Origin of the sequence: Burkholderia sp. BDU5, assembly GCF_001522845.1 — a bacterium.
Taxonomy (GTDB): Bacteria; Pseudomonadota; Gammaproteobacteria; order Burkholderiales; family Burkholderiaceae; genus Burkholderia; species Burkholderia mayonis.
On the sequence record NZ_LOWC01000101.1, the window covers coordinates 33,390 to 47,077 of the forward strand.

Consider the following 13,688-nt stretch of genomic DNA (forward strand, 5'->3'; position numbering starts at 1 on the left):
CCATGCGCGTTTCGATCCAATCGTTCCCGGCCCGCGCCGCGCGGTGCGCGACGGCCGCGGCCGCCGTCGCCGCGCTGGCCGGTTCGCTCGCCGGCTGCTCGTTGTTCGCGCCGAGCGACGCGCCGCCCGCAATGCCGTTGCCCGCACATTACGGCGCGACGCCGCTTCCCGAGCGCACCGCCGCGGCGCAGGGCGTCGCGCAGCGCTTCGACGTCGGCGCGCAGCCGGTGCCCGACTGGTGGAAGCAGTACCGGTCGCCCGCGCTCGATTCGCTCGTCGACGAAGGCTTGCGCAACAGCCCGACGCTCGCCGCCACCGAGAAAAACCTGACCGCCGCGCGCGAGCAGTTGCGCGCGCAGATCGGCAGCTCGCTGCTGCCGTCGATCGACGCGGGCGGCCAGGCGACGCGCGAGCGTGCGCTCGGCGTGCCGACGTTCGGACCGCAGACCGTGCTCTACAACGTGTTCGCGGGCCAGTTGCAGGCGAGCTACACGCTCGACCTGTTCGGCGCCGCGCGCTTCGCGAACCGCGCGCTGTCCAGGCGCGTCGACGTGACCGCATACCAGCTCGAATCCGCGCGACGCGCGCTCGCCGCGAACATCGTGACGGCCGCCGTCACGTCGGCCGCGCTCGCCGAGCAGGTCTCGACGACCGAACGGCTCGTCGTGCTCGCGCGCGAGCAGGCGAACGACACGGCCGCGCGCTACCGGCTCGGCGCCGCGTCGCATGCGGACATGCTGGACGCGCAGCAAAGCGCGGCGGCGCTCGAAGCGAGCCTGCCCGCGCTGCGCCAGCAATGGCAGTCGACGCGCCACGCGCTCGCCGTGCTGCTCGGCCGCACGCCCGATCAGGCGAGCGCCGGTCTCGCGCTCGCCGACCTGCATCTGCCCGAGGACGTGCCCGTCGTCGTGCCGTCGACGCTGCTCGAAGCGCGGCCCGACATCCGCGCCGCCGAAGCCGGATTGCAGGCGGCCGCAGCCGAGGTCGGCGTCGCGACCGCGCAGTTGTTCCCGCAACTGTCGCTGTCGGCGTCGATGGGCCATGCGGGCTTCAACTGGCCTGCGATGCTGTCGGGCGCGGGCGCGATCTGGAGCGTCGGCGCGTCGCTCACGCAGCCGCTCTTCCACGGCGGCGCGCTGCTCGCGCAGCGCCGCGCGGCGCGCGCGACCTACGACGCGGCCGTCGACCAGTACAAGCAGACCGTGCTCGCCGCGTTCCAGGACGTCGCCGACAGGCTCGCCGCGCTCGACAACGACGCGAGCGCGCTCGATGCATCGAACCGCTCGGCCGTCGCCGCGCGCGGCGCGTTCGACGACACCGCGGCGCGCGTGCGGCTCGGCGCGCTGCCGCCGTCGGCCGCGCGCGCGAGCGAGCAGCGGTACCGCAACGCGCGGCTCGACGAGATTCGCGCGACGGGCACGCGGCTCGTCGATACCGCTCGGCTTTATCAGGCGATGGGCACACCGAAGGACGGCGGAAAGGATGCAAAGCGCGCGAGCGGCGCGGACGATGCGCGGGATGTCGGTGACGCGAAGCGCATGCACGACGCTGGCGGCACGGGCATGCCCGGCGTTGCTGGCACAGCCGATGCTGCTGCGGATGCGGCTCGCGCCGTGGGCACCCGTGTCGGAACTGCTGCTGCGACGAACGTTGCCAACGTTGCGAACGATACAAACGATGCGAACGCACCACGTGGGATTGCCGCAAACGGCCCGACGAACATGACGAGCACGGCAAGTTCGACGAATGCGCGCGACACGGCAGGCACGCGAGGCCCAGCGAACTCGCCAAACTAGGCCGGCGCATTGAATACGCCGAGCGTTTTCGGAGACGAAGATGCGGATCTGCGAACGCTGCCAGTCGCCGGACGAAGCCCGCTTCATGCGCGCGAACTCCGGCAAGTACGCGATGGAATGGCCGCAGTTGGTGGCTGCTGCGCGCGACGCGATCGATGCGGGCGTGTCGCCCGCCTCACCGGACGAGCACGCGCTCGCGCAGCGCTGGCTCGAGCTGTTCAGGAGCTACGCGGGCGACGATCCGGCAACGCAGTTGAAATTCCGGCAAGCGCTGATGACGGGCACGTGGGCCGACGAGACGCCGCTCGGCTTCGTCCGCGAAGTGATGCGGCATCTGACGCAGCCGCACTGACGGACGGCGCGGCGAAATCCCGCTCGACGCGCTGCGCGACGCCGACGACACGCAGTGCGCGATGCCCGGCATCGTTGCGATCGAAACGCCTCACGTGCGAACGGGCAGCGCGCCGCTGTCGCTCGACTATCTGCGCGCGTTGCGCGCATTTTGCGACGCCCACCGCCTTCCGCTCCATATCGACGGCGCGCGCGTGTTCAGTGCCGCGATTGCGCTCGGCGTCGACGTGACGCGCATCGCCGTATCCGGCGATACGCTGCAATTCTGCCTATCGAAGAGTCTCGCAGCGCCGGCGGGTTCGATCGTCGTATCCGGCCTCGACATGATTGCGCGCGTGCGCCGCTGGCGCACGCTGCTCGGCGGCGGGATGCGTCAGATCGGCCCGTCGCCGCCGGGGAAGTCGCGCTGCGCACGATGATCGAGCGCCTCGCCGACGATCACGCGCACGCGCGGCGTGCGAATGGCGGAACTGGGCCATGCAACATACGCGCCGTGACGCACTGCCGCCATTCGGCGGACGACATCGACAGCACGCTCGCGATCGTGCGCGACGTCCTGTCTGGCGCAAGCTGACGCTTTGCCGACACCGAGCTTACGCGGCAACAAAAACGCTGAGTACAATACCGGACCTGCATGCCGGACCTGTGACACGGCGTCGATGCGCGTTCGCGCGCCGGCTCATGCGGCGCATCGCGCGATGCGCGCCGCTTCGAACGGTTCTCGATGAGACATACATGAGTCAAGAAAAGGCAAGACACCCGCTCCTCGTCTGGCTGCTGATCGTAGGCACCGGCTTCGTCGTGATGGCACGCGCGATGAGCCTGCCGTTTCTCGCCATCTATCTGCACCAGCGGATGGGACTCGACGCGGCGTCGATCGGCCTGCTGCTCGGCACGGGCGCGCTCGTCGGCACATTCGGCGGCCTGTTTGGCGGCCATCTGTCCGACGTGCTCGGCCGGCGCAAGGTGCTGATCGGCTGTCTGCTCGTATCGAGTCTGTCGTTCGCCGCGCTTCATTTCGCGGCAGACGCGTGGCAAGTCTTCGTCGTCAACCTCTTCATCAATCTCGCGAGCTCGTTCTACGAACCGGTCTCGAAGGCGACCATCAGCGACAATCTTCCGCCCGAGCAGCGACTTCGCGCATTTGCACGACGCTATGTGGCGATCAACGTCGGTTTCGCGATCGGGCCGTTGCTCGGCGCGTCGCTCGGCCTGCTCGACAAATCGCCCGTGTTCCTCATCACGGGGGCGGTATACCTGTTGTTCTCGATCGCGATCTACGCGATCACGGCCCGGCTCGTGTTCTGCCGCCCGCCGCATGAAGCGACGGCGTCCGACCTTCCGCTCACCGCGAAGCTGCGCATCATCGGCACCGACCGGCGCCTCATTCTCTTCACCGCGGGCAGCATGCTCGCGATCGCCGTGCACGGCGAAATGTCGGTCACGTTTTCGCAATACCTGATCGGCGCGTTCGACGACGGACTCAAGATGTTCGCCTGGCTGATGAGCACGAACGCGATCACGGTCGTCTTGAGCCAGCCGTTCCTGAATCGCGTCGGCGAACGGCGCGGCCCCTTCACGTCGTTGACACTCGGCGCGATTCTGCTCGCGATCGGCGCGGCCGGCTTCGCGAATTCGCCGAACATGACCGCGCTCGTCGTGTCGATGGTCGTCTTCACGTGGGGCGAAGTGCTGCTGATCCCGTCGGAATACGCCGTCCTCGACAGCATCACGCCCGAGCCGATGCGCGGCATTTATTACGGCGCGCATTCGCTCAGCAACGTCGGCAATCTGCTCGGCCCATGGCTCGGCGGCCTCGCGCTGCTGCACTACGGCGGCGCCGCGATGTTCTACGCCATGGGCTTCGTCGCGCTGCTGAGTCTGTTCGCGTTCGTCGTCGGCTCGCAGATCAAGCCTGCCCCGGACGGACGGCTCGAAGTCCAAAACCGCTGACGGGTTTCGCCTGCCGACGCATCGCGACCGCAAGCGAATACTCGCGCCCTCGCTCGACCGTTATCACCGCACGTTGCGGCTCGATCACTACGCGGCCGCATCGGTGCGGCTCGTCGGGATCGAAGACAACATGCTTCTCTCGGCTTTCGGCGACGGTGTGAACGCCGCCATCGCGCAACTCGCGTGGGTTCCTGTCTGCTGCCCGGTCGAATTCGGCCTGCTCGGCTACTCGCCCGAGCCATGGCAGCCGGTCGACACGTTCGCAGTCTTGAAGCTGATGGCGCTACAACTCGGCATGAACGCGAAATACAAAGCGCTCATGCACGAACTCGGCCGCGCGTTCTCCGCCGACGCGGTCGACACGCTAGGCGCCCGGGCGACGGCGCATGACTACGCCACCCTGACAGGCGCCGCGCTCGCGCGCGATGCGATCGACGTGCCGATCCGCGCGTTCGGGCAGCCGCTCGATTTGAGCGGACTGCCGCCCGTGCTCGGACAGGCGGGCGCGCCGGGATCGAAGCGCGTCGCTGCCGTGCGGCGCGTCTTCGCAGCAGCGCACCCGCCGCCGCGGACACGCGGGGCAAACGCCGCGCAGGCAATTCCATCCCCGTTTTTGCAATGCCCCAGCCTGCGCGCCACGGCGACCGAACGCACCGTCATCCCGCAAATTTGATCTACTTCAAGAAAATACGATTGCGCTTCGTTACGATCGACTTGGGAATCTTCGATGTCCGCCACTGAGTCCGAAGGTTCCACGCAAGCATCTTCGATCTCGCGACCAGCATGGGACGGTCGAGTTTCCCGACGCGAAGGACATGCATGCACTACCTTGCGATCGCGCTCGCCGCAATCCGCGCGCGCATCGCCTCGCGTCAAGCGGAGAAACGGAGATGACCATGAAGATCAACAAGCTCACGGCCGAGCTGTCGGTGTCGCCGCAGATCGTCGCGGCGGACCTGCCCGCGATCCGCGACGCGGGCTTCCGGACGATCGTCTGCAACCAAGCGGACGGCGAAAGCGCGGACCAGCCGACCGTCGCCGAAATCGCCGCGGCGGCGGCGCAAGTCGGCATCGCGGTCCATTATCTGCCCGTCGAAGCCGGCAACATCAACGATGAGCAAAGCGCCGCGTTCCGCGCGCTCGTCGCGACGCTCGACACACCCGTGCTCGCATACTGCCGCACCGGCATCCGCTCGGCGACGCTCTGGGCGCTGTCGCAGGCGGGCGACCGACCGCTGCGGGACATCGTCGCCGCGGGCGAAGCGGCCGGCTACGATCTGTCAGGCGTCGCGCGCCGCATCGCGCAACGCGGCCGGACGGCGTCGGACGCGGCCGTCGCAAGCCACGACGTCGTGATCGTCGGCGCCGGCGCGGCGGGCCTCGCGGTCGCGTCGAGCCTGCTCGCGCGCGATCCGACGCTCGATGTCGCGGTGATCGATCCGGCCGACGCCCATTACTACCAGCCCGGCTGGACGATGGTCGGCGCGGGCGTATTCCAGCCGCAGGCCACCGCCCGGCAGATGGCCGCCGTACTGCCGCGCGGCGTGCACTGGATCAAGGCCGGCGTCGCCGCGTTCGAGCCGTTGAACAACGCCGTGCTGCTCGAAGCGTGCCGCGTCGTGCGCTATAAGCAGCTCGTCGTCTGCCCGGGCTTGAAGCTCGACTGGCACGCGATCGACGGCCTGCCCGAGACGCTCGGCAAGAACGGCGTCACGTCGAACTATCGCTACGATCTCGCGCCGTACACGTGGCAGCTCGTGCGCGAATTCGGCGGCCGCCGCGCGCTCTTCACGCAGCCGCCGCCGCCGATCAAGTGCGTAGGCGCCCCGCAAAAGGCGATGTATCTGTCGGCCGACCATTGGCAGCGCACGAGGCAGCTCGACAACGTCGAGGTCGCGTTCTACTCGGCCTCGCCGACGCTCTTCAGCGTGCCGGCCTATGTGCCCGCGCTGATGGAATACGTGAAGCGCTACGGCATCGCGCTGAACTTCAGCCACAACCTGATCGCGATCGACGGCCTGGGCAAGCGTGCGGCGTTCCAGCGCACGCGCGACGACGGCTCGAACGAGATCGTCACGCGCGCATTCGACATGATCCACGTCGTGCCGCCGCAGAAGGCGCCCGATTTCGTTCGCGCGAGTCCGCTCGCCGATGTCGCCGGCTGGATCGACGTCGATCCCTCGACGCTGCGCCATCGCGCCTATCCGAACATCTACGCGCTCGGCGACGCCGCGAACACCCCGAATGCGAAGACCGCGGCCGCCGCGCGCAAGCAGGCGCCCGTCGTCGCGCACAACGTGCTCGCCGCACTCGGCGGCGCGCACGGCGAGGCGGCGTACGACGGCTACGGTGCGTGCCCGCTGACCGTCGAGCGCGGCAAGATCGTGCTCGCCGAGTTCAGGTATGGGGGCAGGCTCGCGCCGACCTTTCCCGCCTGGCTCATCGACGGCACGCAGCCGTCGCGGCTCGCGTGGCTGCTGAAGGAGCGGCTGTTGCCGCCGCTCTACTGGCAGGCGACGCTCAAGGGGCGGGAGTGGCTCGCGCTGCCGGAGATCGTCGGCTGATCGCCGCGGCGCGAGACGCTTTGCTTGGTCGAGGGGCCGGGTGCGAAATGCGGACGCGCGACGCAAGCAGGCAGCACGTCGGCGCATACGGCCCAGGCCGATCGCGCCAATTCGTTCGGCGATTCATTCGCCGGTTCGTCCCGCAATTCGTCGCGTCGAGCCGAAGCCGCGCTCATCGCCCGACAATCGACCGCGTCACCACTTGCAGCCGTCATCCCTGACGGCGTCGATCGCGAGCGCCGGAATCGCGAGCAGGCCCATGCCCGAATACGCGTTCCGGCAATCGGCACGGCTCGCTTTCGACATCTCGCGCGCAAGGGTCGATGCCGCCGTCGCTTTCCGTGGCAGCGCGAGGCCGGACGATGCCCCTGTCGCCCCAACCGCCGCGTCCGCCGATCCTCGCCCGATCGACCGAATCGATCCGACCGAGTCCAGATCCGCCCGCCAGTCGGCGCCGGGAGCCGTTGTGACCGGCGTCGGGGCCGGCTTTCGTTGCGCGTCGTTCGCCTCGGCGTCCGCTCGCACCGGTTCGTGGCGCGTGTCGCCGGCGCCGCGACGCGGCTGCGAACGACCGCCGTCGCGCGCGGCCGCCCGCGCGCCGCGCATCGATGCGGCGTGCGCCGGTGTGCGCCGCGCCGAAAGCGACGGCTGCGGCAACGGCGGCGGCAACCTCGGGATCAGCCTGACGATCAGCGCTCGCCTTCCCGGCTTCGGCACATCGATTGTCGATGCATCGCGCATCGATGCGTCCGCCGCCGACGGCGGCCGGCGTTCGAGCGCGAGCCAGGCCAGCACGTGAATCGACGTCGCGATCGCAAGCGCGAGCACGCCGCCACCCAATTGCCGATACCGCCGCCGATGCCGCCCAGCACCGACGGCCCCCGCGCCATCTGCGCGCATCACGCTGGTTCCCGCCACCGGCCTGCCGCCTCAACCCGCATCGGCGCCTGGCGCGTCGCTGAATTCCAGCAGATCGCCGGGCTGGCAATCGAGATGGCGGCAGATCGCCTCGAGCGTCGCGAAGCGGATGCCCTTGACCTTCCCTTGCTTGAGGAGCGACAGATTCTGCTCGGTGATGCCGACGGCCGCGGCGAGATCCTTCGAGCGAACCTTGCGGATCGCGAGCATCACGTCGAGCTTGACGATGATCGGCATGGCGCGCGCCTCAGACGAATTGCCGGTGCTCGGCGTCGAGCTCGCTCGCCTGCCGCAGGATGTGCGCGATGACCGCGATGCAGGCGGCCGTAAACAGCGCGACGACGTATGGCAAGCCGAAGCTCAGCGTGACGACGCGATGCCCGACGGGCTCACGCATCGTCGCCCACACGCTCAGGAGCGGCTCGCACAGTACGCTCAGCACGACCCAGACGCCGACCGCACGCCCCATCTTGCCGAGATGACGGGCGGCTTCGGCCGAGAAGTAATCGCGGCGGGCGTAGGTCCGAAACAGCTGGCGCAGGTGGCGCAAGCCGCTCGCGAGCGCGAAGAGCGGCACGCTCGACAGCACGATGCCGCCCGCCTTCTGCCACCACGGAAACGCGGCGACGTCGACGCCGAGCCCGGAGATCAGCGAATCGGTGAGACCGAACTCGAGGCCCGCGCCGGGCTTGACTGCGTTCAACGACGGATAGGCCCAGCACGCGGCGTTGAGCAGCATCATCGCGGTGATGAACCAGAGCGTGACGGTAGCCATCCGCTGGCTGAGACGGGCGACGCGATCGGAGTGCATGGGAATTCCTCGACGAATGAGATAATGCTCCAGATTGTAGGTCGATTTTTATCGTAAAACAATAATTAATGATTGTATAAATTTTATTATTTGTCACAAAACGTGCATCGAACGACGCGTATTCGAACCTCGCCGGAAAGCACCGCGCGCAACCGGCATGCGCCCGGCGCAAGCCGCCATGCCGGCTCGCCGTCCGACCGATTCACGCGTCCCGCGTCGCGATCCCGAGCGCGCGCAGTCGCCGGTACAGCGTGCGCTCGCTCATCCCGACATGCCCGGCGAGCGAGCGCCGCGTGCCCTCGAACGCAAGTGCGATGCGCGCGAGCTCGTCGTCGGACAGCTTCGCCGACGGATCGGGCCGCCCCGGCGCGCCGCCCGCGTGCGCGACTTCGTCGGGCAGATGCTCGACGCGGATCACGCCGTCGTCCGCGAACAGGCACGCGCGGTCGAGCACGTTGCGTAGCTCGCGGATGTTGCCCGGCCACGCGTACGCTTCGAGCCGCGAGAGCGCATCCGGCGCGACCGCGAAGCGCTGTCCGGCGGCGGGCCCTTGCGCGGCGATCCGGCGCAGGATCGAATCGACGAGGAGCGGCATGTCGCCCGGCCGCTCGCGCACGGCCGGCAGACGGATCGGATACGCGCTGATCCGGTAGTACAGATCCTGCCGGAACCGGCCGTCGCCGATCATCTCCTTGAGCGGCTTGTGGGTCGCCGCGACGAGCCGGAAATCCGCGCGCAGCACCTCGACGCCGCCCACCCGCCGGAACGTCCCCGATTCGATGAGCCGCAGCAGCTTCACCTGCATCGGCGGCGGCACGTCGCCGATCTCGTCGAGGAACAGCGTGCCGCCCTGCGCGGTTTCGACGAGACCCGGCTTGCGCGCGGTCGCGCCGGTGAACGCGCCCTTCTCGTAGCCGAACAGCTCGCTTTCGAACAGCGTCTCGGCGATTCCCGAGCAATCGACGACGACGAACGGCCCCATCGCGCGCGCGCTCGCCTCGTGCAGCGCGCGGGCAAACAGCTCCTTGCCGGTGCCCGATTCGCCGAGCAGCAGCACGGGCAGCATCGACGGCGCGACGCGCTGCAACGCGGACAACGCCGCGTTGAATGCCTCCGAGCCGCCGACGAGCCCTTCGCCGCTCGGCTTCGCCGACGCGCTGCGCACGGTCGTCAGGCGCTCGACGTATGCGATCACCTCGCCTTGCGCGTCGAAGATCGGCCGCAGTTCGACGTCGACGTGCTCCGGCCCGCGCGGCGTGTGATGGATGTGCAGCACGCGGTTGAGGCTGCGCGATTCGGTCGCCTGCTTCATCGGGCAATGCTCGCCAGCCTGGTCGCACGGCACGTCGTAGTGATGCGAGACCTGATAGCAGCGCCGCCCGACGTGCGCTTCGCCGGCGACGCCGAACTGCCGCTGATACGCAGTGTTCGCGGCGAGGATCCGGTAGGACGGGTCGAGCACGATCATCGGCTGCGGGTCCTGCTCGAGGTACGAGACGAGCGCGCCCACATCGGGCGGCGAAACGGGGACGATCGGGATGACGTCGCGCTGATCCATGGTTGGGCTCCGGCTGCGCGGCCCGCGGCCGCGTCGACCGCCAATTCTGCCATCGGACTGCCAATCGTGGCAGAGAACCTGCACGAAAACCGCTTCGACTGCGTCGCGCATCGCGCGACGTCGACGCAAAAACACGATATGAATCAAGTCCCTGCACCCGGCGATCGGCGATGCTGTCTGCTTGGCACGGTTCTTGTTCAATCGATCGCCATATCGATGAATCGGACCCAGGAGGAACTTCGTGACAACAGCGTCCACGATGACCGTCGAAGGCTTTTTCGACCCGGCGACGTGCACCCTCAGCTACCTGTTGCTCGACGGCGGCAGCAGCGAATGCGCACTGATCGACAGCGTGCTCGACTACGACCCGAAATCCGGCCGCACGCGCACCGCGAGCGCGGACCAGCTGATCGCGCGCGTGAACGCCCTCGGCGCGCGCGTGCGCTGGCTCCTCGAGACGCACGTGCACGCCGATCATCTGTCGGCCGCGCCCTATCTGAAATCGCACGTCGGCGGCGAGATCGCGATCGGCCGCCACGTGACGCGCGTGCAGGACGTGTTCGGCGCGCTGTTCAACGCGGGGCCTGCGTTCGCGCGCGACGGCAGCCAGTTCGATCGGCTCCTCGACGACGGCGACACGCTCGCGCTCGGTTCGCTGTCGATCCGCGCGCTGCATACGCCGGGCCACACGCCCGCGTGCATGACCTACGTCGTCACCGACGGGCGCGCGGCGCGCGAGGCGGCCGCGTTCGTCGGCGATACGCTGTTCATGCCGGACTACGGCACCGCGCGCTGCGATTTCCCCGGCGGCGACGCGCGCACGCTGTACCGGTCGATCCGCAAAGTGCTGAGCCTGCCGCCCGACACGCGCCTTTTCATGTGCCACGACTACCAGCCGAACGGCCGCGCGATGCAGTACGCGAGCACCGTCGCCGACGAGCTGCGCGAGAACGTCCACATCCGGGACGGCGTCACCGAAGACGACTTCGTCGCGATGCGCACCGCGCGCGACGCGACGCTCGACATGCCAGTGCTGATGCTGCCCTCGGTACAGGTCAACATGCGCGCGGGACGTCTGCCGGAGCCCGAGGACAACGGCATGCGCTACCTGAAGATCCCGCTCGACGCGCTCTGATCCCGCCCGCCTCCCCCAACGACGACACGATTCACGACACGCACACGCAAACCATGGATATCCGCACGTTGACCGATACGCTATCGGTCTCCCCCCAAATCGTCGCCGCCGATCTGCCGGCACTCGCACAGGCGGGCTTTCGCTCGATCGTCTGCAACCGGCCGGACGGCGAAGGCCCGGACCAGCCGACCGTCGCCGAGATCGAGGCCGCCGCGGAGCCGTTCGGCATCGCGGTCCGCTACCTGCCCGTCGACTCGGGCAAGGTCACCGACGCACAGGGCGAACAGTTCGGCGCGCTGCTCGGAACGCTTCCGGCGCCCGTGCTCGCTTACTGCCGCACCGGGATGCGCTCGGCGACGCTGTGGGGGCTGTCGCAAGCGGGGCTGCGGCCGCTGAACGATATCGTCGCGGCGGGCAGCGCGGCCGGCTATGATCTCGCCGCGCCCGGGCGCCGCATCATGCAGCGCAGCCAGAGCGCGACGACGCAGACCATCGAGGCGAGCCACGACATCGTGATCGTCGGCGCCGGCGCGGCGGGCCTCGCGGTCGCGTCGAGCCTGCTCGCGCGCGACCGCTCGCTCGACATCGGCGTAATCGATCCGGCCGATATCCATTACTACCAGCCCGGCTGGACGATGGTCGGCGCGGGCGTGTTCCAGCCGCAGACGACCGCCCGCCGGATGGCCGCCGTGCTGCCGCGCGGCGTGCACTGGATCAAGGCCGCCGCCGCCGCGTTCGAGCCCGATACGCATACGGTCGTGCTCGACGGCTGCCGGCTCGTCCGCTACAGGCAGCTCATCGTCTGCCCGGGCTTGAAGCTCGACTGGCACGCGATCGACGGCCTGCCCGAGACGCTCGGCAAGAACGGCGTCACGTCGAACTATCGCTACGATCTCGCGCCGTACACGTGGCAGCTCGTGCGTGCGTTCGGCGGCCGCCGCGCGTTCTTCACGCAGCCGCCGATGCCGATCAAGTGCGCGGGCGCCCCGCAAAAGGCGATGTATCTGTCGGCCGACCACTGGCGGCGCACGAACCGCCTCGACCACGTCGACATCGAGTTCTTCAACGCGGGCGCGGCGCTCTTCGGCGTCGCCGACTACGTGCCCGCGTTGATGGAGTACGTGAAGCGCTACGACATCGCGCTGAACTTCGGCCACAACCTGACGGCGATCGACGGAGCGGGCAAGCGCGCGACGTTCGCGCGCACGCTGCCGGAAGGCGGCGTCGAGACGATCACGCGCGAATTCGACATGATCCACGTCGTGCCGCCGCAGAAGGCGCCCGACTTCGTCCGGGCGAGCCCGCTCGCCGACGCGGCCGGCTGGATCGACGTCGATCCGGCGACGCTCAGGCACAAGCGCCACCCGGACGTGTTCGCGCTCGGCGACGTGACGAACACGACGAACGCGAAGACCGCGGCCGCCGCGCGCAAGCAGGCGCCCGTCGTCGCGCACAACGTGCTCGCCGCGCTCGGCCGCGCGCATGGCGAGGCGACCTACGACGGCTACGGCTCATGCCCACTGACCGTCGAGCGCGGCAAGATCGTGCTCGCCGAGTTCCTGTACGGCGGCAAGGTCGCGCCGACCTTCCCCGCCTGGCTCATCGACGGCAAGCGCCCGTCGCGGCTCGCGTGGCTGCTCAAGGAGCGGCTGTTGCCGCCGCTCTACTGGCAGGCGATGCTCAAGGGTCGCGAATGGCTCGCGAAACCCGAGATTACCGGCTGATCGCCGCCCTTCGCTGACAACGTCCGGAACAACGAAGCATGCTGATTTCTCTGGTGCTTGGCAGCATCGTCGGTGCGGTGCTGGGTCTGACGGGCGCGGGCGGCGGCATTCTCGCCGTCCCCGCGCTCGTCGTCGGGATGGGCTGGCCGATGCAGCAGGCGACGCCCGTGGCGCTCGTCGCGGTCGCGGGCAGCGCGGCGCTCGGCGCGCTCGAGGGCTTCCGGCGCGGACTCGTCCGCTATCGCGCGGCGCTGCTGATGGCCGCGGCCGGCGCGCCGCTGACGACGCTCGGCGTGCGGCTCGCGCACGTGCTGCCGCAGCGCATGCTGCTCGCCCTCTTCGCGCTCGTGATGCTGATCGTCGCGGTGCGCCTGCTGCGCCAGGCGCTCGCACATGCGGCGGGAGCGCCGCGCCGCTCGCCGCTTTGCGTCGGCCACATCGATCCCGACACCGGACGCCTCGTCTGGTCGTGGCCCGCCGGCATCGCGCTAGCATCGACGGGCGCGCTGACGGGGCTGATGACGGGCCTCCTCGGCGTCGGCGGCGGCTTCGTGATCGTGCCGATGCTGCGCAAGTTCACGAACGTGACGATGCACGGAGTCATCGCGACGTCGCTGATGGTGATCGCGCTCGTCGGCACGGGCGGCGTGATCGCGACGATGATAAGCGGCACGCCGGCGCCGCTCGACGTCACGCTGTGGTTCACCGTGACGACCGCGCTCGGGATGGCGGCCGGGCGCTGGGTGTCGCGCTTCCTGTCCGCGCGGCACGTGCAGACGGGCTTCGCCGTCGCGCTCGTGTGCGTCGCGGTCGGGCTGCTCGGGAAGGCGGCGCTCGGCGTCTGACGCGCGGCCGGCGTTCACGTGCCCGCGTCCCCT

General features: G+C 69.2%; 12 protein-coding genes and 1 pseudogene. 10 read left to right on the plus strand and 3 right to left on the minus strand.

Features of this window, described 5'->3' with window-relative positions:
- Positions 1-2 precede the first annotated feature (2 nt).
- The 7 genes and pseudogenes from WS69_RS15600 to WS69_RS33385 all read left to right on the plus strand — a co-directional run bounded on the left by WS69_RS15600 (position 3) and on the right by WS69_RS33385 (position 7,463).
- A complete protein-coding gene (locus tag WS69_RS15600; RefSeq protein WP_059471633.1) occupies positions 3-1,796 on the plus strand; it encodes an efflux transporter outer membrane subunit in 1,794 nt (597 codons plus the stop codon).
- Positions 1,797-1,809: 13 nt separating this feature from the next.
- Positions 1,810-2,148: pseudogene (locus WS69_RS15605) on the plus strand (MerR family transcriptional regulator); the annotation flags it as partial.
- Positions 2,149-2,209: 61 nt separating this feature from the next.
- Positions 2,210-2,566: a beta-eliminating lyase-related protein gene (locus tag WS69_RS15610; protein ID WP_059471635.1), complete on the plus strand. Its 357-nt coding sequence runs from the start codon at positions 2,210-2,212 to the stop codon at positions 2,564-2,566.
- Between the two features lie 316 nt (positions 2,567-2,882).
- Positions 2,883-4,100, plus strand: a complete 1,218-nt coding sequence (locus WS69_RS15615) for an MDR family MFS transporter (RefSeq protein ID WP_059471670.1) — start codon at positions 2,883-2,885, stop codon at positions 4,098-4,100.
- Between the two features lie 37 nt (positions 4,101-4,137).
- Complete coding sequence (locus WS69_RS15620; RefSeq protein ID WP_269434752.1) at positions 4,138-4,773, plus strand: penicillin acylase family protein; 636 nt, start codon at positions 4,138-4,140, stop codon at positions 4,771-4,773.
- A gap of 223 nt (positions 4,774-4,996) precedes the next feature.
- Positions 4,997-6,664: a bifunctional protein tyrosine phosphatase family protein/NAD(P)/FAD-dependent oxidoreductase gene (locus tag WS69_RS15625; protein ID WP_059471671.1), complete on the plus strand. Its 1,668-nt coding sequence runs from the start codon at positions 4,997-4,999 to the stop codon at positions 6,662-6,664.
- Between the two features lie 259 nt (positions 6,665-6,923).
- Positions 6,924-7,463 (plus strand): hypothetical protein, encoded by a 540-nt coding sequence (locus WS69_RS33385; RefSeq protein WP_156438164.1) that lies wholly within the window; start codon positions 6,924-6,926, stop codon positions 7,461-7,463.
- Positions 7,464-7,594: 131 nt separating this feature from the next.
- On the opposite strand, the gene WS69_RS15635 is transcribed toward WS69_RS33385, so the two are convergent.
- From WS69_RS15635 to WS69_RS15645, 3 genes are all read right to left on the minus strand, one after another.
- Positions 7,595-7,819: a helix-turn-helix domain-containing protein gene (locus WS69_RS15635; RefSeq protein WP_059471637.1), complete on the minus strand. Its 225-nt coding sequence runs from the start codon at positions 7,817-7,819 to the stop codon at positions 7,595-7,597.
- Between the two features lie 10 nt (positions 7,820-7,829).
- Positions 7,830-8,393, minus strand: coding sequence for a DUF2975 domain-containing protein (locus WS69_RS15640; protein ID WP_059471638.1), 564 nt, complete (start codon positions 8,391-8,393; stop codon positions 7,830-7,832).
- Between the two features lie 202 nt (positions 8,394-8,595).
- Positions 8,596-9,951, minus strand: a complete 1,356-nt coding sequence (locus tag WS69_RS15645; protein ID WP_059471639.1) for a sigma-54 interaction domain-containing protein — start codon at positions 9,949-9,951, stop codon at positions 8,596-8,598.
- 259 nt (positions 9,952-10,210) lie between these two features.
- Here WS69_RS15645 and WS69_RS15650 point away from each other — a divergent pair, with 259 nt between their 5' ends.
- Genes WS69_RS15650 through WS69_RS15660 form a run of 3 tightly spaced genes read left to right on the plus strand, consistent with a single transcriptional unit; the run spans position 10,211 to position 13,655 of the window.
- The gene (locus WS69_RS15650) at positions 10,211-11,086 is read left to right on the plus strand and encodes an MBL fold metallo-hydrolase (protein ID WP_059471640.1); all 876 of its coding nucleotides are present in this window, start codon (positions 10,211-10,213) and stop codon (positions 11,084-11,086) included.
- Positions 11,087-11,139: 53 nt separating this feature from the next.
- Positions 11,140-12,810: a bifunctional protein tyrosine phosphatase family protein/NAD(P)/FAD-dependent oxidoreductase gene (locus WS69_RS15655; RefSeq protein WP_059471641.1), complete on the plus strand. Its 1,671-nt coding sequence runs from the start codon at positions 11,140-11,142 to the stop codon at positions 12,808-12,810.
- A gap of 38 nt (positions 12,811-12,848) precedes the next feature.
- Positions 12,849-13,655 carry a sulfite exporter TauE/SafE family protein gene (locus tag WS69_RS15660; protein ID WP_059471642.1) on the plus strand — a complete coding sequence of 269 codons (807 nt, stop codon included), beginning with the start codon at positions 12,849-12,851 and terminating at the stop codon, positions 13,653-13,655.
- Positions 13,656-13,688: the final 33 nt, after the last annotated feature.